The sequence below is a fragment of the Serratia plymuthica genome (assembly GCF_018336935.1).
GTDB lineage: Bacteria > Pseudomonadota > Gammaproteobacteria > Enterobacterales > Enterobacteriaceae > Serratia > Serratia plymuthica_B.
Genome location: NZ_CP068771.1, coordinates 1,437,677 through 1,455,903 on the forward strand (window position 1 = coordinate 1,437,677; position 18,227 = coordinate 1,455,903).

18 protein-coding genes and 2 pseudogenes are annotated in these 18,227 nt (G+C 53.0%); 11 read left to right on the plus strand and 9 right to left on the minus strand.

Annotation, left to right across the window (positions count from 1 at the left end):
* The first annotated feature begins 398 nt into the window (after positions 1-398).
* Positions 399-1,604, plus strand: coding sequence for a serine hydrolase (locus tag JK621_RS06815; RefSeq protein ID WP_212559162.1), 1,206 nt, complete (start codon positions 399-401; stop codon positions 1,602-1,604).
* A 53-nt stretch (positions 1,605-1,657) separates the two neighbouring features.
* Here the strand turns inward: JK621_RS06815 and JK621_RS06820 are convergent, their stop codons facing one another.
* The 4 genes from JK621_RS06820 to deoC all read right to left on the minus strand — a co-directional run bounded on the left by JK621_RS06820 (position 1,658) and on the right by deoC (position 6,973).
* Positions 1,658-3,025 (minus strand): L-serine ammonia-lyase, encoded by a 1,368-nt coding sequence (locus JK621_RS06820; RefSeq protein ID WP_212559163.1) that lies wholly within the window; start codon positions 3,023-3,025, stop codon positions 1,658-1,660.
* Between the two features lie 92 nt (positions 3,026-3,117).
* Positions 3,118-4,413, minus strand: a complete 1,296-nt coding sequence (locus tag JK621_RS06825; protein ID WP_212559164.1) for an HAAAP family serine/threonine permease — start codon at positions 4,411-4,413, stop codon at positions 3,118-3,120.
* A 969-nt stretch (positions 4,414-5,382) separates the two neighbouring features.
* Complete coding sequence (gene deoR / locus JK621_RS06830) at positions 5,383-6,147, minus strand: DNA-binding transcriptional repressor DeoR (RefSeq protein WP_212559165.1); 765 nt, start codon at positions 6,145-6,147, stop codon at positions 5,383-5,385.
* 145 nt (positions 6,148-6,292) lie between these two features.
* Positions 6,293-6,973 (minus strand): deoxyribose-phosphate aldolase, encoded by a 681-nt coding sequence (gene deoC, locus JK621_RS06835; protein ID WP_212559166.1) that lies wholly within the window; start codon positions 6,971-6,973, stop codon positions 6,293-6,295.
* 225 nt (positions 6,974-7,198) lie between these two features.
* Between deoC and JK621_RS06840 the strand changes: the two genes are divergently transcribed.
* Positions 7,199-8,035, plus strand: coding sequence for a hypothetical protein (locus JK621_RS06840; RefSeq protein WP_212560144.1), 837 nt, complete (start codon positions 7,199-7,201; stop codon positions 8,033-8,035).
* A gap of 36 nt (positions 8,036-8,071) precedes the next feature.
* Here JK621_RS06840 and ybjG read toward each other — a convergent pair whose 3' ends face one another.
* A complete protein-coding gene (gene ybjG, locus JK621_RS06845; protein WP_212559167.1) occupies positions 8,072-8,677 on the minus strand; it encodes an undecaprenyl-diphosphate phosphatase in 606 nt (201 codons plus the stop codon).
* Positions 8,678-8,682: 5 nt separating this feature from the next.
* Positions 8,683-9,417, minus strand: coding sequence for a phosphatase PAP2 family protein (locus tag JK621_RS06850; protein ID WP_212559168.1), 735 nt, complete (start codon positions 9,415-9,417; stop codon positions 8,683-8,685).
* Positions 9,418-9,569: 152 nt separating this feature from the next.
* On the opposite strand from JK621_RS06850, the gene JK621_RS06855 reads away from it, so the two are divergent.
* From JK621_RS06855 to JK621_RS06890, 8 genes are all read left to right on the plus strand, one after another.
* Positions 9,570-10,418, plus strand: a complete 849-nt coding sequence (locus JK621_RS06855) for a 5'-methylthioadenosine/S-adenosylhomocysteine nucleosidase (protein WP_212559169.1) — start codon at positions 9,570-9,572, stop codon at positions 10,416-10,418.
* Positions 10,419-10,558: 140 nt separating this feature from the next.
* A complete protein-coding gene (eco, locus tag JK621_RS06860) occupies positions 10,559-11,071 on the plus strand; it encodes a serine protease inhibitor ecotin (RefSeq protein ID WP_212559170.1) in 513 nt (170 codons plus the stop codon).
* Positions 11,072-11,270: 199 nt separating this feature from the next.
* Complete coding sequence (locus JK621_RS06865; RefSeq protein WP_212559171.1) at positions 11,271-12,239, plus strand: threonine ammonia-lyase; 969 nt, start codon at positions 11,271-11,273, stop codon at positions 12,237-12,239.
* A 418-nt stretch (positions 12,240-12,657) separates the two neighbouring features.
* Positions 12,658-12,840 carry a hypothetical protein gene (locus JK621_RS06870; RefSeq protein ID WP_249337150.1) on the plus strand — a complete coding sequence of 61 codons (183 nt, stop codon included), beginning with the start codon at positions 12,658-12,660 and terminating at the stop codon, positions 12,838-12,840.
* Between the two features lie 416 nt (positions 12,841-13,256).
* Positions 13,257-13,820, plus strand: coding sequence for a hypothetical protein (locus tag JK621_RS06875; RefSeq protein WP_212559173.1), 564 nt, complete (start codon positions 13,257-13,259; stop codon positions 13,818-13,820).
* Between the two features lie 804 nt (positions 13,821-14,624).
* Positions 14,625-14,879, plus strand: a complete 255-nt coding sequence (locus tag JK621_RS06880) for a type II toxin-antitoxin system HicA family toxin (protein WP_212559174.1) — start codon at positions 14,625-14,627, stop codon at positions 14,877-14,879.
* On the plus strand, positions 14,876-15,220 hold the full coding sequence (locus JK621_RS06885) for a type II toxin-antitoxin system HicB family antitoxin (RefSeq protein ID WP_249337151.1): 345 nt from the start codon (positions 14,876-14,878) through the stop codon (positions 15,218-15,220). The genes JK621_RS06880 and JK621_RS06885 overlap by 4 nt, the downstream gene beginning before the upstream one ends.
* Before the next feature lie 59 nt (positions 15,221-15,279).
* Positions 15,280-15,513, plus strand: coding sequence for a hypothetical protein (locus JK621_RS06890; protein ID WP_212559175.1), 234 nt, complete (start codon positions 15,280-15,282; stop codon positions 15,511-15,513).
* A gap of 31 nt (positions 15,514-15,544) precedes the next feature.
* Here the strand turns inward: JK621_RS06890 and JK621_RS06895 are convergent.
* Both JK621_RS06895 and JK621_RS25510 read right to left on the minus strand, forming a co-directional pair.
* A pseudogene (locus JK621_RS06895) lies at positions 15,545-15,807 on the minus strand (phage portal protein); the annotation flags it as partial.
* 27 nt (positions 15,808-15,834) lie between these two features.
* A pseudogene (locus JK621_RS25510) lies at positions 15,835-15,939 on the minus strand (hypothetical protein); the annotation flags it as partial.
* A 26-nt stretch (positions 15,940-15,965) separates the two neighbouring features.
* Here JK621_RS25510 and JK621_RS06905 point away from each other — a divergent pair.
* Positions 15,966-16,184: a DNA-binding transcriptional regulator gene (locus JK621_RS06905; RefSeq protein ID WP_212559176.1), complete on the plus strand. Its 219-nt coding sequence runs from the start codon at positions 15,966-15,968 to the stop codon at positions 16,182-16,184.
* Between the two features lie 296 nt (positions 16,185-16,480).
* On the opposite strand, the gene JK621_RS06910 is transcribed toward JK621_RS06905, so the two are convergent.
* The gene (locus JK621_RS06910) at positions 16,481-18,169 is read right to left on the minus strand and encodes an aspartate:alanine antiporter (protein WP_062871318.1); all 1,689 of its coding nucleotides are present in this window, start codon (positions 18,167-18,169) and stop codon (positions 16,481-16,483) included.
* Positions 18,170-18,227: the final 58 nt, after the last annotated feature.

The window sequence follows — 18,227 nt, forward strand, 5'->3', positions numbered from 1 at the left end:
TAAAAAGAACAAATAACCGTTCAATATGCATTTTTGGAATATATTAGTCTGATTTAGACGTATGGATGCGCAGATGTTCAGCGGTTCAGATGTGCAGCCGTATAGCCATTGATGGTATAAAAAAACATCCGATGGCTGGCTTTTTATCCAAATTGCGCGACAGAGCGTACAGTTATGTAAAAATGATGAAAATTCATGCTAAACCCTGCAAAAATAAGATAAATCTAATAAACTCACAGCAAGGGCATTTTTGGTGCGCCGCTCACCCGTTGGGGGGCCGCAGGGAGTCTGCGGTTGGCAAACGCGCGCCGAGCCACTCTCGCTGGTTGGCTGAAAACGTGAACATGTTTGAAAGTTAACGCTATTTCAATGATTTGAATGGACACTCTGGCGACGTCATGATGAAAAAAAACTTATCCACCTCCCTGAAGAAATTGACCTTTAGCGTCGGCATTTTGTTGCTGGCGACACCTGCGCTCCACGCGGCCGATGCGCCGGCGGCCCCGCAGGTTGACGCCAAGGCGTTCGTGCTGATGGATTACAACAGCGGCAAAATCTTGACGGAGGGCAATGCCGATACGCGTCTCGACCCCGCCAGCCTGACCAAGATCATGTCCAGTTATGTGATAGGCCAGGCGATCAAGGCCGGCAAGATCAAGCCGGAGGATATGGTCACCGTCGGTAAGGACGCCTGGGCAACCGGCAACCCGGCGTTGCGCGGCTCTTCGCTGATGTTCATCAAACCGGGCGATCAGGTGCCGGTGATGGAATTGAACAAGGGCATCGTTATTCAGTCGGGTAACGATGCCAGCATCGCATTGGCCGATTATGTGGCGGGCAGCCAGGATTCGTTCGTCGGCCTGATGAACAACTACGCCAAATCGCTGGGCCTGCAGAATACCCATTTCCTGACTGTGCACGGCCTGGATGCGGAAGGGCAGTACAGCACCGCGCGCGATATGGCGCTGCTGAGCCAGGCGCTGATCCGCGACGTGCCGGATGAGTACGCGCTGCATAAAGAAAAAGATTTCACCTTCAACAAAATCCGTCAGGTTAACCGCAACCGCCTGCTGTGGAGCACCAACCTGAATGTCGACGGCATCAAAACCGGCTACACCGGCGGCGCCGGCCATAACCTGGTGGCATCCGCTACCGACGGCCCGATGCGCCTGATCTCGGTGGTGCTGGGCGCGCCGAGCGACCGTATTCGCTTCAGCGAAAGTGAAAAACTGCTGACCTGGGGTTTCCGCTTCTACGAAACCGCCACGCCGATCAAGACCGATAAGCCGTTTGTTACCCAGCGCGTGTGGTTCGGTGAAATCAACGACGTGCCGCTGGGCGTCGCCAAGAATGCGGCGGTCACTATCCCGAAAGGGCAGATGAAAAATCTGAAAGCCAGTTACAAACTGAATCAGCCCACGCTGGAAGCGCCACTGGCGAAAAACCAGGTGGTGGGCACCATTGATTTCCAACTGGACGGTAAAACCATCGAGCAATACCCGCTGGTGGTGATGCAGGAAGTGAAAGAAGGCAACTTCTTCAGCCGCATTTGGGACATGGTGATGATGAAGCTGACCCAGTGGTTCGGCAGCGTCTTCGGTTAACGGCACCCTGAATGAAAGAGGGCGCAATAGATAACATTGCGCCCTCGTTTTTATCAGTTACAGGCCACGACCTTGATCGCCAGGCCGCCTTGCGACGTTTCGCGGTATTTGGCGTTCATGTCTTTGCCCGTCTCGTACATGGTTTCAATCACCTTATCCAGGCACACGCGCGGCTCGCTGGTGCGGCGCAGCGCCATGCGTGCGGCGTTGACCGCCTTCACCGCAGAAATCGCGTTGCGTTCGATACAAGGCACCTGAACCTGGCCGGCCAGCGGATCGCAGGTCAACCCAAGATGGTGCTCCATGGCGATCTCCGCCGCGATGCAAACCTGCGCCGGGCTGCCGCCCATCAGCTCCGCCAATCCCGCCGCCGCCATTGAGCAGGCGACGCCCACTTCCCCCTGGCAACCCACTTCTGCGCCGGAAATCGACGCGTTCATCTTGTACAGCGCGCCAATCACGCCGGAGGCCAGGAAATAGCGGGTGTAGGAATTCGGATTCACCGGGCGAATAAACTGGTCGTAATAGGCCAGCACCGCCGGAATGATGCCGCAGGCACCGTTGGTCGGCGCCGTCACCACGCGGCCGCCGGCGGCGTTCTCTTCGTTCACGGCGAAGGCGAACATGTTGATCCAGTCAACCACGTTCATCGGGTCGATATTGTTCTTGTCGCCGGTGACCAGCATGCGGCGCAGGGCAGCGGCGCGGCGCTGGACTTTCATCGGGCCGGGCAACAGGCCTTCGCTGTTCATGCCGCGCTCGATGCCGGCGCGCATCACCTGCCAGACGTCGGCGAAGTGGGCGTCGATCTCGGCCTTGCTGTGCAGCGCCAGCTCGTTTTGCATCACCATGCCGGACAACGACAGGCCGGCGTCCTTGCAGTGCTGCTGCAGGTCACGTGCCGATCGGAACGGGTAGGGCACCTGAACCTGATTTGTCGCAGGCTGGCCGAAGTGTTCTTCGTCGACGATAAAGCCGCCGCCGGTCGAGTAATAGGTTTTACTGTGCAGCAGTTGCTCGCCGGCAAAGGCGCGAATGCGCATGCCGTTTTCGTGCAGCGGCAGGTTATCGCTGTGGAAGTTCATGCCGCCTTGCAACGGGAAATCCACCTCATGGCGGCCGTTAGCCAACGGCAGGCGACCACGTTGCTCTACGTCGCGGATAAAACCGGCGATGCCGTCAATGTCCACGTCATGCGGCAGGTTGCCCGCCAGCCCCATGATAATCGCGATGTCGGTGTGGTGACCTTTGCCGGTCAGCGACAGCGAACCGTACACGTCCACGACCACACGGGTGGTATCCATCAACTGCTGATGGGCAATCAAATCATCGGTGAACAGCTTGCCGGCTTTCATCGGGCCGACGGTGTGGGAGCTGGATGGACCGATACCAATTTTGAAAATATCGAAAACGCTGACCATGGTCTCGCCTCCTTCTTCAGGTGTTAGGCGTTAGTGCAGTAAAGGGGGCCGTGCCGAGAGACGCCGGCGCACGGGGCGCCGGCGGAGCTTGATTAGAGGCTGTACAGAATTGCGGAGATGGCGATCAGGCCCATCACGACGACGAACACGTTGCTGATGTGGCCGCTGTATTTGCGCATTGCAGGCACTTTGTGGATTGCGTACATCGGCATCAGGAACAGCAGCATGGCGATGATTGGGCCGCCCATGTTTTCGATCATACCCAGGATGCTTGGGTTCAGGGTTGCGACAATCCAGGTGGTGATCAGCATGAAGATGGCAGTGATACGGTTCAGCTTGTTGGTGCTGATGGTTTTGCCACGGCTCTTCATCGATTTGGCAATCAGGCCGTTAAAGCCTTCACGTGCGCCCAGGTAGTGACCGAGGAACGATTTGGTGATGGCGATAAAGGCGATAACCGGCGCGATATAGGCGATCATCGGGTTGTTAAAGTGGTTGGCCAGGTAAGACAGAATCGAGATGTTCTGCGCCTTGGCTTCCGCCAGGTTCTCTGGAGACAGGCTCAGTACGCAGCTGAACACGAAGAACATGACGGTCAGCACCATCATGATGTGAGCGTAGCCCAGAATGCGGGAGCATTTTTTCTCGGCAACTTCCTGGCCGTATTCTTCACGCTTGGCTACGGCAAAGGCGGAGATGATCGGCGAATGGTTGAAGGAGAACACCATGACCGGGATCGCCAGCCACAGGGTAATCACCAGACCGTGGCCCATGCCGGTGCCTGCACCGGAAAGGGAGACGTTCTCGAAGATGGCGCCGGTCCAGTTCGGGATCAGGTAGACGGCCAGCAGCATCAGCACGGCGACAAACGGGAACACCAGGATACTCATGGTTTTCACGATCGCCTGCTCACCGAAACGCACTATGGTCATTAGGCCGACGATCAGGATCAGCGACAGAATGGCGCGCGGTGGCGAGGTCATGCCCAACTGGTGGGTAATGAAGCTGTCGACGGTATTGGTGATCGCCACGCTGTAAACCAGCAAGATTGGGTAGATAGCGAAGAAGTAGAGCAGGGTGATCAGCTTACCGGCGCTGATGCCGAAGTGTTCTTCAACCACTTCGGTGATGTCTTCACCGGCATTTTTACCGGAGAGTACGAAACGGCACAGGCCACGGTGGGCGAAGAAGGTCATCGGGAAAGCAATGATGGCCATGATGATCAAAGGAATCAAACCGCCGATGCCGGCGTTGATTGGCAGGAACAAAACGCCTGCGCCGATGGCGGTGCCATACAGGCCCAACATCCACATGGTGTCCGTTTTACGCCAGGTACTGGTGGAGCCAGAAGCCGCAGAGGCAATAGTGCCGGTCTGTGTAGTGTCCATAAATATCTCCGAAGTGAACACGATAATTTAAAATTAAAGGCAAAACTTAGGGTTAAAACCGAATGGCGCAATTCAGATGCGGCATCGGTAAGAATCAGGTGTTGCTTGCGGGGATAACTGGCGTCCCCCTGGTTGTTTATTGTGCTAATTATCTTTTTGCTCAGGCGCCGGATAACTAACCAAATGACGTTCCGCCGAATCAGGGCTTTCCATCAGTACTGTTGCCGGAAGGTTCGTGCCTGCCGATTTTTGTTGGCGGCAAGATAACGATTTACAGTAGAAACAACCGTGATCATGCTCCCAAATGCGTAACCTGTGCGTATAACTGCTTTTTTATTGGTTTTTCACGCACGTGTTGCGCAATTGTGTAAGATTTTGCGCTGAGAACGCTCTCATGAGTATTTTAACGTTTATTCGGAGTGGACAATATTTAACCGGATAAAACGCTATCGTTGCCAGCAAGCCGAGCAATATATTTTAAGCTCAGGTTTGGATCTAGCTAAAAACCCGGATTAAGCATTTTTAGTGACGCGGATCACAGAGTATTTTTAAGTAAAATTACCATTAACTTAATGATTTTTATTTATTTTATTGAAAATTACCTGTTAGTAACTCAGGTAAACTAGTTAACCGGCTAGCGAATAAAAATGCTTAACCATTCATCATATGAATAATTAAATTTGGGCATATTTAGAGCATTATGGTTGCGAGTTTGTTGATATTTATCGCATCGAGGTTGCCGTTATTTATCATATAAAAGCTTAGTTAAGCATCAATGACCATCGATATTTCGTCGGGTTTCACTGAGGCGGGGGAATTTGCCTGAAGGGATGTTGCGACTTATTAACCTGATTTGGCGTGCGGTTAAAAAAATAAATGCATCAACTGCGCATTATTTGTCCTGTCGGACCATGGATCCGAACAGATAAATGAAGAGCACCGCCGGCGGCCCCGACGGTGATAGATGGCTCAAAAACGAATGGAGACAGCGTTTTCGTCGAAAAAATCGACAAACTGCGAGTCGGGTTGGCGATCGGTAATCACCCGATCGAACTGGGTCAGCGGGCCGATGCATGCAGGCTTGGTTTTACCGAACTTGCTGTGGTCGGCGACCAGGATCTTTTGCTGCGCCATCGCCATCGCCCGGTGCTTCATCTCCAGCTCGTCGAAGTTAAAACAGGTCGCGCCATGCTGCAGGCTCAGGCCGGCGGCGGAGATAAAGGCAATATTCGGGCAGATATGGTCCAGCTCGTTATGCCGGCCGACGGCGGTGAAAATATAGTTGTTCGGTTTGAATTCGCCGCCGCACAGGATCACTTTGCAGTTCGGTTTGTCCTGCAACGCCAGGAAAGTATTCAGCGAGTGACACACCGCCGTGAAAGGCAGTTCATCGGTAATGGCGTCGATGATCGCCGGGGTGGTGGTGCCGCAATCGAAAAATACCGTGTCGTTCTCGCCGATCAACGCAGCCGCGAGCAGGCCGATACGGCGCTTCTCCGTTACCTGCTTGGCTTTTTGATCGGAAACGAAATAGTTGGTTACGCCGTTGCTGCGCGGGTCGGCTACCACATAGCCGCCGAGCAATACCACGGCGGCCGGTTCCGCGCTGAGATCGCGGCGAATGGTCATTTCTGAAACGCCCAACAGCACGGCGGCTTCTTTTAAGTGGATCTTGTCAGAGCGCTTTAACGCCTGTACTAACCGGTTAATACGTTCTTCGCGCCGCGTTTCCATCAGTCTGTCTTCCCACAGGGTTAAGAGCCAATCTCCAGGGCCGAACACACAAATGCGGGGCAATACGCGCTCAGCCATTGGCTGGACGTATTACCCCGCATCAGATTTTCACGGCGTGCACCCGATACTGAGGTGCCTCAGGTTATCAGTAGCTGCCGGCGGCAGCCTGATCACCGGAAACGATTGCTACGCCAGAGCTGGTGCCGATACGAGTGGCGCCTGCTTTGATCATCTTCTCGGCGGTTGCGCGATCGCGCACGGCGCCGGATGCCTTCACACCCATTTCACTGCCCACGGTGGCTCGCATCAGTTTAACGTGCTCTTCACGAGCGCCGCCGGTGCTGAAGCCGGTTGAGGTTTTAACGAAGGCCACATCGAGTTCGCGACACATTTCGCATACCTGAACGATCTGCGCATCGCTGAGCAGGCAGGTTTCCAATATTACCTTCAACGGGATCGCCGCGCAAACCTCGCGCACGGCGGCGATGTCGGCTTTGACTTCATCCAGCAGGCCGCTTTTCAGCCAACCCACGTTGATCACCATGTCAATTTCCTGCGCGCCGGCCGCAATCGCCGCTTTGGCTTCGAAGGCTTTTGCTGCGGTCAGGCCGGCACCCAGAGGGAAACCGATCACGGAACAAATTTTTACTTCGCTTTCTTGCAGCAGATGCGCCGCCAGCGGTACATAACCGGAGTTTACGCAGACGGCGTAAAAATTGTGCTGCTGCGCTTCTTCACAGAGCTTGGCGATTTGCTCTTCGGTCGCGTCCATGGCCAGCAGGGTGTGATCGACATAGCGGGCGTAATCAATGTTTTCGGTAGTCATCTCGATTCCTTATTGAGGTTTAAACAAAGCAGGATGTGAACAATGTTAGAATAATAACATTTAGCGAGCGGTAAACCTAGCGAGATTTTAAAAATGACGCGCAACGCATCGTTTTTTGGCTGTCATGTGTATAACATAAGGAACAGCATTATGTTATTTAAGTAACATTTTAGGTGCGAGCTGCGCGTTTACGAGCGAAACACCCAGGGGAAAAGGAGGAACATGATGATAAATCTGGCACCTGAGCAGTTTGGGATGCAACCGGATGAAGTTTTCCGCAATGCGGATTTTGTGGTCACGGCTTTTACCTGTGAAGAGGCCGGCCAGGTGCTGACGTTGGCAAACCGTCGCGGCACGTTGACGGTATTGCCTTACCGTGGCCTGACGATTTGGGATGCCGATTTTGACGGCTACTCGCTGAAATCGGGGCGTCGCAGCGCCCGGCCGGGCAAGAACAAACCGGTTGGCGGCGTGGCGTTTCATTCACCCTGGCCGCCGCATGAGGGGGCGCTGGCAGGCATGCAACGGATAGGGTTGCAGGTGGAAGGCGATACATTGGCGCTTTACGGCAGCAGAGAACTTTCTCACCCACGTTGTCGGGTACGCCCGGCATTGCGTTTAACGGCGGACAGCGCACAATTTTCCATCGAGATGCAAATCACCAACCTTGCCGATGAGCCGCTGCCGTTGGACTACGTTTGCCACCTTAACTATGGCTGCATTCCGGGTGCGGTCTTCCGTCAGAATCTGCCGGCTCCGGCGTTGGCACCGCACGGGAACGTGGCCGAACAAGAGATGTTGTGCTCGGACGATCTGTCACTGTATGTCGATCAGGCCGAGTTCTTTATGCTGGCGTCAAAGGGCAGGCGGTACGTAACACGGTTTTCTACCGCCCAGTTCAATTACGGCCTGCGCCCCATTACGCAACAAGGCAGCCAACGCCTGTTCAGGTTTGTTCAGCCGGCTACCAGCAGCCCGCACGCGCCCGGAGGGGCTGCGGCGGCGAAAATGTTGGAGGGAGGAAAAATGCGGGAGTTTCGCGTCACCACCGGGGTGGTGTAATGGCAGGGGCGATGCCGCCCCTGTCGTTATGAGCGATTATTCTTTTACCCAGCCCCTGCGGATCGCGAAGGCGAACAGGAAATGGTACAGGCGCGTCAGCGTAGCGGCGATAGCATCGCCAAACAGGTTCCACACCAGTTGAGCAAACAGGCAGCCGACCAGGCCGAGCAGGAAGCCGCCGACCATATCCAGCGGCCAGTGTACGCCAAGATACACACGTGACCAGGCGATACCGGCCGCGACGATCAGCAATAAAATGCCGGACCAAACCCGGTGCCAGAACAGGAAGGACAGGGCAAAGGTAAAGATGGCGGTACCGTGATCGCTGGGGAATGAGCTGTCCGGTGCATGGGCCAGGAAGGTGAAGCCGATGCCGGCGACGAACGGCCGCTCGTGCGGCAACAACATGCCGATGGTCGCGGCAGAAAGCATGGCGAATAGCAGAGCAATCGTCGTCTTGGCCACCACTTCACGTTGCGATACCAGTTGGCTTTGTGGCCCCCACAGCCATAGCCCGACGATCAGCATAGGCACGATGGCGATCAGATCGCGCGCCAGGAAGGTCGCGATATCGATTAACCACTCGGGGGACGCCGGGGTCGCGTTGATCCAGGCGAAAAGAAGATAATTCAACTGCTCCATAATATTTACCTTGTCTTGCGGCGGAAATACCCGCTAACCATCCAATAAACAGCCAGTTGGCTGAGCCAAACCCACCAACCTGCCCACAGGTTATGGGTAAGAAAATGTGCGCCGCGCATGATCTGACCAAACCCCATCATCATGCCGAGCGCAATGCCGCCAAACCAGCACCAGTAGGCCAGGCGCGGGCGTTGCGGGTAAAACAGGAAAAACAGCGCCATCACCGAAAAACCGCTGGAAGCATGGCCGCCGGGGAAGCAACGGCCCGGCCCCGGTTCGGCCGGCACCGCGCCGAACAGTGGGTAGGACATCGCTTTACCGCCGTATTCGATCAGATCCCACGGGCACGAATGCGCGCTGGTGGCTTTGAGGATCCCGACCACCAACGGCCCGATGCCGATCAGCAGCATGGCGACGATCATGCGCGGGTTACGGCGGTAAATCCCGTAAAACAGCGCCAGCACCGCGCCGCTAATCACGCCGATCTTCAACAAACGATGGTTGATCAGATCCAGCCAGCGATCGTTCTGCCAGGGGAAATGGCCGCTGGCGGCGTCGAACCAGTAATTGCTGATGGCCCAATCCAGCTGTTCGTTGCGGGACAACCAAAGGAACAACAACCCACTGACTATCAACCCAAAAACCTGCCAAAGGTAAAAGGATGCCGGTAAGGAGTAAAGGGCGTTAGTCTGAATTTGTGGTGTCGTTGAGGATTGATTTAATGAAGGTTTTGGGTTCACGCGCAGGCTCGGTGACAGTGAGGAATTATGCCACTGTAATAATTCTGTCTTAAGAAAACCTTAACCCTTCGGCAGACCCGCGAGAAAGCGATAGGCGGAGTTTCGCCTTTCGGCTAAGGTAAACCTTTGCTTTTTATCGGGACGCTGTGGTGATGACGAAAAAACTGAGCTTTATGCTGTTGGCCGCCTGTGGCGTGGCATTTTCCCCGTTGGCACTGGCGCAGCAGGGCCATGCAGGCGGGCCGATTGTGGTGCAAGGCGCAATGCCGGTGGAGGCGGAACGCTTCGCCCAACGCCTGGATAACCCGCGTGAGGAACAGATTGGCGGCTGGCGTTTCTGGCATGGCACCGTGGACGGTTATCCGGTGGTGGTATCGGAAACCCTGAAAGGCATGTCCAATGCAGCGGCGGCCACGGCGATTGCCGCCACTCGCTTCCAGCCGGTGGCGATTATCAACCAGGGAACCGCAGGCGGCCACGATCCGGCGCTCAAGGTCTACGATATCGTGCTGGGTAAGTATTCGGTGAGCCTGGGCGCGTTTAAAACACCGAAGAAGGCGGCAGGGGAAGGCAGCGACTCACGGCAATGGCAACCCATGGACCTGCTGGCTTCGAAGGGCAGTGCGGGTGAGGATAAAAATGTCCACAGCATTCGCCAGTTCCCGGCAGACGCCAACCTGCTGGCGATAGCGGAAGGCGTTAAAGCAAGTTACACCCGGGGCAAGGTGGTTGAGGGCGTGATTGGCTCCGCCGACGTGTGGAACAGCGAACTGGACCGTATTAGCCATTTCCGGGCAAGTTATCACACCTCGGTTGAAGAGATGGAAACGGCTTCTGCGGCGCAGATCGCCGCTTCTTTCGCTATTCCGTTTATCGGCATCCGCGTGCTTTCCAACAATATTACCAATCAGGGCAAATACGACCCGCAAACCGGGCTGGCATGCCAGGACTACGTTTATCAGGTGGTGAAGGCCTATATCGCCAAAACCGCCACCCACTGAGGTTTTATCCCGACCAATGGCTGGTTATAGGTTTTTGTAACTACACGTGCGCTATTGTAAAGAAGATTAAACCTATAGCCAGGCTGGCGATAGTGTATTAGTTTATGGCCGGAGCATTTTATAAATTGTAGGGATAAAACATGAACAAGGCATCCGTTGTATTTTCCGGCCTGCTGATGGCCGCTTCCGCCAGCGCTATTGCTGCCACCCCGTCCGTTGACGCCGATATCAGCAAACAGCCGCTGGAAAAGATCGCGCCGTATCCGAAAGCGGAAAAAGGCATGAGCCGCCAGGTGATTTACCTGCCGAAGCAGGAGCAGGAAGAAAACTTCAAGGTTGAGCTGTTGATCGGGAAAACGCTGGAAGTGGACTGTAACCGCCACATGATGGGCGGCATGCTGGAGAGCAAAACCCTTTCCGGCTGGGGCTACGACTACCTGGTGCTGGATAAGCTGTCTGCACCGGCCTCCACCATGATGGCCTGCCCGGACGGTGCCAAACAGCAGAAGTTTATCACCGCTAATCTGGGCGATGCCGCCATGCAGCGCTACAACAGCCGCCTGCCGATCGTGGTTTACGTGCCGAAAGACGTGGAAGTGAAATACCGCGTGTGGAAAGCCGAAGACACCATGAGCAGCGCCGAACAAAAGTAACGCGGCACGGCTAAGTCATTATTCGAAACGAACCCGTCTGGAGAGTGGATTGCGCAGTTGGCAATCGCCCGCCGGCGGGTTTTTTTTATGGTTAAAACCAATATGTACGCCTGTTGCAACCCTGCCCACAGAACTCTATTCTCAGTCGGGATAGTTTGCCAAACACTTGATGCAACAACTTCTACCTGACTGGGCAAAAATGACAACATTAATTGAATTTAACGCGGTCGTCGCGGCGGCAGAGCGGTTAGCAGGGAAGGTCATCCGTACGCCAACCATTGCCGGCACGAGATTGGCTGAACACATTCAGAGACCGGTTTTCCTGAAGCTTGAAAATACTCAGCTTGGCGGTTCCTTTAAAGCGCGCGGGGTGCTTAACAAGTTCCTGAGCCTGAAAGGCGATTTCAAAGAGACCCGATTTGTCGCGGTGAGCGGCGGCAATTTTGGTATCGCTATTGCCGAGGCTGCGAAGATCTTTGGCGCCAACGTCACTATCGTCATGCCCCCCAACGCGCCGGCGACCTCTGTCGACCGGGTCCGGGGCTTGGGCAGTTCGGTGATCATAGAATCCGATGTCCATGCGGCATTTGAGCGCGCCAAAGTTATGGCTGACGAGGGATATGTCGTCATCGACGACTGCAACGATTCGCTGATAGCTGAAGGGCATGGAACCCTGGCGCTCGAGTTTATTGCCGATTGCCCGGAGTTAACCGACGTTTTCATTGCCGTGGGTGGCGGTGGAATGTTGGCAGGTGCGGCTACGGCGCTAAAGGCCATTAAGCCGGATATCCGAATCTGGGGCGTTGAGACCGCAGGTGCCAACTCAATGCATCAGGCGTTGCGTGCCGGAAAGCCGGTAAACATTGATGTCACCTCGATCATCTCTACCCTTGGGGTGCCGCTGATTGATGAAATGATGCTGGCCCATGCCCAAGCCTATGCTGAGGACATAGTTGTTGTCTCGGATAAGGAGGCGATTGACGGCATGCTCGCCTTTGGCGAACAGGCAAAATTATGGGTTGAACTCGCATCCGGGGCGCTTATACCCGCAGTTATTGCCACCGCACCCAGGTTACCCTCTGATGCCGTCATCGGGATCGTTGTCTGCGGCGGGAATATCTCGCATCACGACATGGCCAAATGGGTCGCTTACTCGCAAGAGCAGTGATTCAGGCCAGTGGGCACGGGACGGATGCCTGATAAAATCCGCAGCCTTCCCGTTGTCATCGTTGGTATTCGGGACCTCACGGCCGTCTTCATTGGCGGGCTGTGCGGCTTCGACCTATCTATTTATGTTCGGCGATGTTCTGATATTCAGTGAGTCGGGCAATGCGCATGGTGATCTCATCAGGGGACACAGTCAGTATGGCGGAAGATCTCTAAAGTGAATGGCTTGGTTTAACGGGATACTTACAACTGGAAGCACTGGCACGCGGCGTTAAAGTGAAATTTGGTGATATTTCAATGCACTATCCGCAGATTAAGGATTGGGCGGACTTCCAATAATTGCTTGCACAATTAAATTTGATAGGCATATGCTGTATGTGCACACAGTAATTAAGCATCGGAGGGAAAGAGTGCAAGCAGTGGATGAAGTGGTTGTTTTAGAACGTATTGAACTCATCGCCCGTCTGGGGGTTTGTTATGAGAGCCAAGCGAAAGATAAAGACATTGCACTGATATGGATTTCAGAACTTGCGGGGGAAATGAAGACCAGCATTGCCCCCGAAAAAGCAGGAGTGATCAGGCAGCTTGCCGCGATCTCTTAATCCATAGGTGACGTATGAGACGAGATTCGAGATTTAAACTTAGCCGGGGCGTTTATGGAGACGCTAAACTTCAAGATGGTTCTATGGGCCAGACGTTTGATTCTGGTTCTTAGCCTCATACATCACATTTAACCAATTAATGACATTACCATAAAAGCTATGTTTAGTTACCTATTAATAATGTGGGTAATAAAAAACCTATTAACATACTCCCAGACTGTTGTACGTCGATGATAGAGTAATCTATGAGCCATTAGTTAATCGTCTACCGTGTTCTCTTTGTTATGTAATGATTGGGTTTTATATTATTTATTAAGCAACTTAACGGAGGCTTGATTAATAATATTTATTAAACTACATTTTAATGGCATTAAGCAAAGTAGCTTTCCTAATAACTTGTCAATCTAGAGGTGTTTATGAAAAATCAAATAGAAACAAGTGAACAACAAAAAGATATCGCCAAATTTTTTGCAAGAAAACTCATTGATGCTTCCCGAAGAATTGACCCAAGTTTCTCAAAAGATAAGGATCCGACAGATGCATTCGCAGATGCGTTACTGCACGAATATAATGGCGTAGAGTGGAAACCTTCTGTCGCCGTTAAAGTATCTGGCGCACATGTATCTGATACAGGTGAAGACGTTGCGTTTTTCGAATCTTATGATTCTACACCTATATTCCAAAAAGATTTTAACGTCGCGGCCATGATTGATGTACACATCGAGGTGCTGGAACTTGGTGAAAGAAAGTATAAACTCAATATAAACGCCAACATACTTGGCTACAAAGTGGGGGGGCTCACTCTGAGTTTTGACAATGGCGTTCTTTCATCAAATAACGAGTATTTGTCTCCTTCCATTGACATTTGGTATAGTGCAACTATCAGTTTCAACGATGGATTCCATATTGAGTTTGACGCCGATGTAAAACCGTGGTTAATTTCAAAGTTCCACATCGGCCCCCTTAATTTGGATTTTTAATTACCGGTAAACATCTTCTGGTTTAACTGAGGTTTGGCACGGAGTCGTTGGATAATTCTCTGGGATTAATCTGGTTTGATAACTTCCAGATTGGGTTTGTAATTATTTTTTTCAGTGTCTTTGATACTCTCCCATTAAATCCTCCGACTCTGTTGGAGGATGTTTTCTCTCTCTTTTATTTATAATGCTTTTAATGGCGGTTGTTGAGTTAAAGAATAAATCCTCTGAGGATGTGGTAGCCAGAACTAATCCCGGCGGCGCCTCTTTTTCCAAAGCCTCCGTAGAGGCCGGTCAGCACGGTTGATGACTGAAGAACCGATACTTGCTAAACAGCTTTGTTTCCGTAGAGCGGATATGTGCGTTAGCAACCCCGCACCATCACCTAATAATTTATATCTAAAAATGGTGAGGTTTTAACAACCTTTAGTTGCCAAAGGTTGATGCATGCATCAGGTGCATGGTTTTGCATGATGATCCGGTATGATTTTTATCCCCCGCAGCGCCAGCACTGGCGCGGATCGCGCCGGATCATGCAACTGCATTAAAAGCGACATATAAAGCGCGCAGGCGAGGCGGGGATAGCATTGCGCGCAAGTGGTGTTTAGACTATTTCAAATTGTCCGCCAGCGGGCCATCACGGCGATTTATCGAATCATTCAAGCATCCACGCAGTTTTAGAACACAACGCGCTAGCGGCGCTCTCAGGCGTTTGTAGCAGCACGCATTTCTATATCAAACCATGACACCAAAAAACGACACCATTACACCCTTGCAATAGTGTCACAAAGTGATACTGTAAACCCCATGAACAAACGACACCAAAAAACGCTGTCAGATGTGTTTGCCCGACCTGTCAACGGTTCTATAAAGTGGTCTGATATTGAGGCGCTTTTTACCGCATTAGGGGCGGAGATTCACGAAAGGGAAGGTTCTAGGATCGCGGTGTTGTTGAAAGATGAAAAACGTGTCTTTCACCGGCCACACCCCAGACCTACCACTGACAAGGGGGCGGTTAACTCCATACGGATCTGGTTGGATAGCTTAGGAATTAAACCATGATGAACAATACACTTAAAATCGACGGCCACGTGGCCGTTATTACCTTTGACCCTGAAATTGAAATGTTCCGGGGTGAGTTTGTCGGACTGAATGGCGGTGCTGACTTCTATGCCTACAGTGTTGAAGAACTGAAAACAGAAGGCTCTACCTCGCTTGCGATCTTTTTAGATGAGTGTGAAAAAGATGGTATTGCACCTTACAAATCGTATAGCGGCAAAGTGACCACTCGCTTGTCGCCAGAGCGTCATCAGGCATTAGCGATTGCGGCACAAGCCACCGGGCAGTCAATCAATGAGCTGCTGAATGAAGGTGTTGATTTGGTAATCGAAAAACATTCTTGAATGTGTCTATGCAGGCCGCCTTTAACAGGCGGCTTGCCAATAATGCCATGGGGGTGTAGATGAGCTGCATCGCAACCGTTATCAATGCTGTTTCTTATCTTGTTGGGGCATGCGGGGCAATTATTGCTTGGTGGCCCGGTCGCACTGAAGGCGGCGGGCTTCCTTTTTATGCCAATATTCCATTAATTAAGAAGGTGGAGGAGGATGCAGTTAAGAGCCGAAAGGTAAAAGATATCGCTATGTTGCTGGTTGGTATTTCATTTGTTTTGCAGTTTATTGCATTGTTCTTTTAACAAAATATTGCCAATCACTGGCGGCTTTTGCTTATTCGCCCGGTAGCTCATATGGCGCGAATTTAATCACTTCTTCGCCGATCCATTCGTTCACCTCTTTCATGCGTTCCTGCAGCGGCGTTAGCTCGTTGCGTACAAACACCTGAGCGGCCTTTTTCACGTCCCGAAGCCGCCGGTGTTGTTCGGGATAATCCCCATCATTTGCGGCGGCACACGGTGCGCACTCAGCAGATCATCGCGACTGGCGTTCTTGATGTTGAAAAAGTCGTCTTTGGTGGCAACCTCGTGTAAGTATCCCAGCTTTAGCTCCACGCAATATTTTTCTGTCAGGTCTGCGATTTTCTGGGCCTGATTGGCAAAATTCATGCCTTGCCACTGGTGGCGCTCAAGCACGCGGAATTTGCCCCCGGCTATTATCGCGGCCATTGAGAGATTAAGAAGGGGATATCAATATGATGCATTGCCCGCTTTGCCGAACTGCCGCCCATGCCCGCACAAGCCGCTATCTGAGTGGGAATACCAAAGAACGCTATCACCAGTGCCAAAATATTAATTGCAGTTGTACTTTCGTGACGTTGGAATCTATCCAACGGCAGATTGTATCACCGGGTAAAATTGATATTGCTTCACCGCACCCAACAAGGAGCAATCAGGGATCACTTTGGATTTAACAAGAAGCCTGCGAAAGCAGGTTTTTTTGTACCTTACAAAACGGTTGTCGCCACTTTGTCGCCATCGGCGAAACAGGGTCGTCTGAGGGGCTCGTTTTGCCAGGGCGGAGGATTTCAGGCAACAAAAAACCCGATAGTCTTGAACCTAAAAAGGCGGGACTAACGGGCTCCACAAAATGGGGACATCAAAGAAAAGCAGTGGCACTAATTCAGACTACCCCCGGAAAGGAAAGTTCTCACCGGCGATAAAAATTTCAAAATATATTTGCCACTGATTCATCTTTGCTGCTTATCGGTTAGCCGAGTATCCCCGGCCACAACACCACAATCAACGAACCTGCCAGGGTTAACAATACGTTAGCTATGGCGTAGGTTCCGGCGTAGCCCAGCGCAGGGATGTTACTGCGTGCGGTATCGCTGATGATTTCCATTGCCGGCGCACAGGTACGCGCCCCCATAATCGCGCCGAACAGCAGGGCGCGGTTCATGCGCAGCACATAGGCGCCAAACAGGAAGCAGATCACCACCGGCACCAGGCTGACGATCAACCCGGCGACCAGCATCTGGCCGCCGACGGCGCCGAGGCTGTGGCCGATACCCGCACCGGCGCTCAGGCCGACGCCGGCCATAAACACCATCAGGCCAAACTCTTTCACCATGTTCAACGCACCCTGCGGAATGTAGCCGAAGGTTGGGTGGTTGGCGCGCAGGAAGCCCAGCATGATGCCGGACATCAGCAGGCCGGCGGCGTTGCCGATGCCGAACGAGAAATTGCTGAACTGGATGGTGATCTGGCCAATCATCAACCCGATGATGAAGAAGGAGCAGAAGGCCAACAGGTCGGTCACCTGGCTGTGGATAGAGATAAAGCCGATCTTCTCCGCCACGCTTTTCACCCGGCGCGCGTCGCCGCTGACCTGCAGCACGTCGCCTTTGTTGAGCACTATGCTGTCGTCAATGGGCATTTCAATCTGGCTGCGGATCACCCGGTTGAGGAAGCAGCCGTGATCGGTCAGCTTTAACTGGCTCAGGCGCTTGTTTACCGCATTGCTGTTCTTGACCACGATCTCTTCGGTGACGATACGCATGTCCAGCAGATCCCGGTCGAACACTTCTTTACCGTTGCGGAAGCTGGGGTCCAGCCGCGCATGGGCGTCGGGGTAGCCGACCAGTGAAATCTCGTCGCCTACCTGCAGTACGGCGTCGCCGTCCGGGTTCGCCAGGATGCCGTTGCGGCGGATGCGTTCTATATAGCAACCGGTCTGGCGATAAATGCCCAGCTCACGCAGGTTTTTGCCGTCTGCCCAGGCCACCAGCTCCTGGCCAACGCGGTAGGCGCGAATGACCGGCAGGTAAACCTTGCGCTGGCTGTCGGTATCCAGGCCGCGCTCGCGGGCGATCTGCTGGGCGGAGGTGGAGAGATCCTGATGTTGTAATTTTGGCAGATAGCGTGCGCCGAAGATCAGGCTCACCAGGCCAATCAGGTAGGTCAGGGCATAGCCGAGGCTCAGATGGTCCTGTGCCGCCAGCAGCGCCGGGCCGTTGACGATGGTGTTGCGTAGCGTATCGCCTGCGCCCACCAGCACCGGGGTCGAGGTCATGGATCCGGCCAGCATGCCGGCGGTTAGCCCGATGTCCCAATGGAACAACTTGCCAAGACCGATAGCGATCACCATCGCGGAGCCGACCATTACCAACGCCAGCATCAGGTAATTTTTGCCATCGCGGAAAAAAATTGAGAAAAAGTTTGGCCCGGCTTCCACGCCGACGCAGAAAATAAACAGCATAAAGCCGAGATTCAGCGCTTCGGTGTTAATGGCGAAATGTTGTTGGCCCAGCAGCAGTGAAACCACCAAAACGCCAATGGAATTACCGAGTTGAACGGAGCCCAGACGAACTTTACCGAGGCACAGCCCCAGTGCGAGTACCACAAACAGTAACAGGATGTAGTTACCGTTTAACAAACTAGCGACGTTTATGTTCACGGAGGATAACTTATTGTTTACCAGTAAGTGCTTGATGTAGATGACTATAAGATATAAA

Bases quoted from the DNA above. Each gene is read 5' to 3' on its own strand.
- JK621_RS06815 (WP_212559162.1), top strand. From the start codon at position 399: ATGATGAAAAAAAACTTATCCACCTCCCTGAAGAAATTGACCTTTAGC.
- JK621_RS06820 (WP_212559163.1), bottom strand. From the start codon at position 3,025: ATGGTCAGCGTTTTCGATATTTTCAAAATTGGTATCGGTCCATCCAGC.
- JK621_RS06825 (WP_212559164.1), bottom strand. From the start codon at position 4,413: ATGGACACTACACAGACCGGCACTATTGCCTCTGCGGCTTCTGGCTCC.
- deoR (WP_212559165.1), bottom strand. From the start codon at position 6,147: ATGGAAACGCGGCGCGAAGAACGTATTAACCGGTTAGTACAGGCGTTA.
- deoC (WP_212559166.1), bottom strand. From the start codon at position 6,973: ATGACTACCGAAAACATTGATTACGCCCGCTATGTCGATCACACCCTG.
- JK621_RS06840 (WP_212560144.1), top strand. From the start codon at position 7,199: ATGATAAATCTGGCACCTGAGCAGTTTGGGATGCAACCGGATGAAGTT.
- ybjG (WP_212559167.1), bottom strand. From the start codon at position 8,677: ATGGAGCAGTTGAATTATCTTCTTTTCGCCTGGATCAACGCGACCCCG.
- JK621_RS06855 (WP_212559169.1), top strand. From the start codon at position 9,570: ATGACGAAAAAACTGAGCTTTATGCTGTTGGCCGCCTGTGGCGTGGCA.
- eco (WP_212559170.1), top strand. From the start codon at position 10,559: ATGAACAAGGCATCCGTTGTATTTTCCGGCCTGCTGATGGCCGCTTCC.
- JK621_RS06865 (WP_212559171.1), top strand. From the start codon at position 11,271: ATGACAACATTAATTGAATTTAACGCGGTCGTCGCGGCGGCAGAGCGG.
- JK621_RS06875 (WP_212559173.1), top strand. From the start codon at position 13,257: ATGAAAAATCAAATAGAAACAAGTGAACAACAAAAAGATATCGCCAAA.
- JK621_RS06880 (WP_212559174.1), top strand. From the start codon at position 14,625: ATGAACAAACGACACCAAAAAACGCTGTCAGATGTGTTTGCCCGACCT.
- JK621_RS06885 (WP_249337151.1), top strand. From the start codon at position 14,876: ATGATGAACAATACACTTAAAATCGACGGCCACGTGGCCGTTATTACC.
- JK621_RS06890 (WP_212559175.1), top strand. From the start codon at position 15,280: ATGAGCTGCATCGCAACCGTTATCAATGCTGTTTCTTATCTTGTTGGG.
- JK621_RS06905 (WP_212559176.1), top strand. From the start codon at position 15,966: ATGATGCATTGCCCGCTTTGCCGAACTGCCGCCCATGCCCGCACAAGC.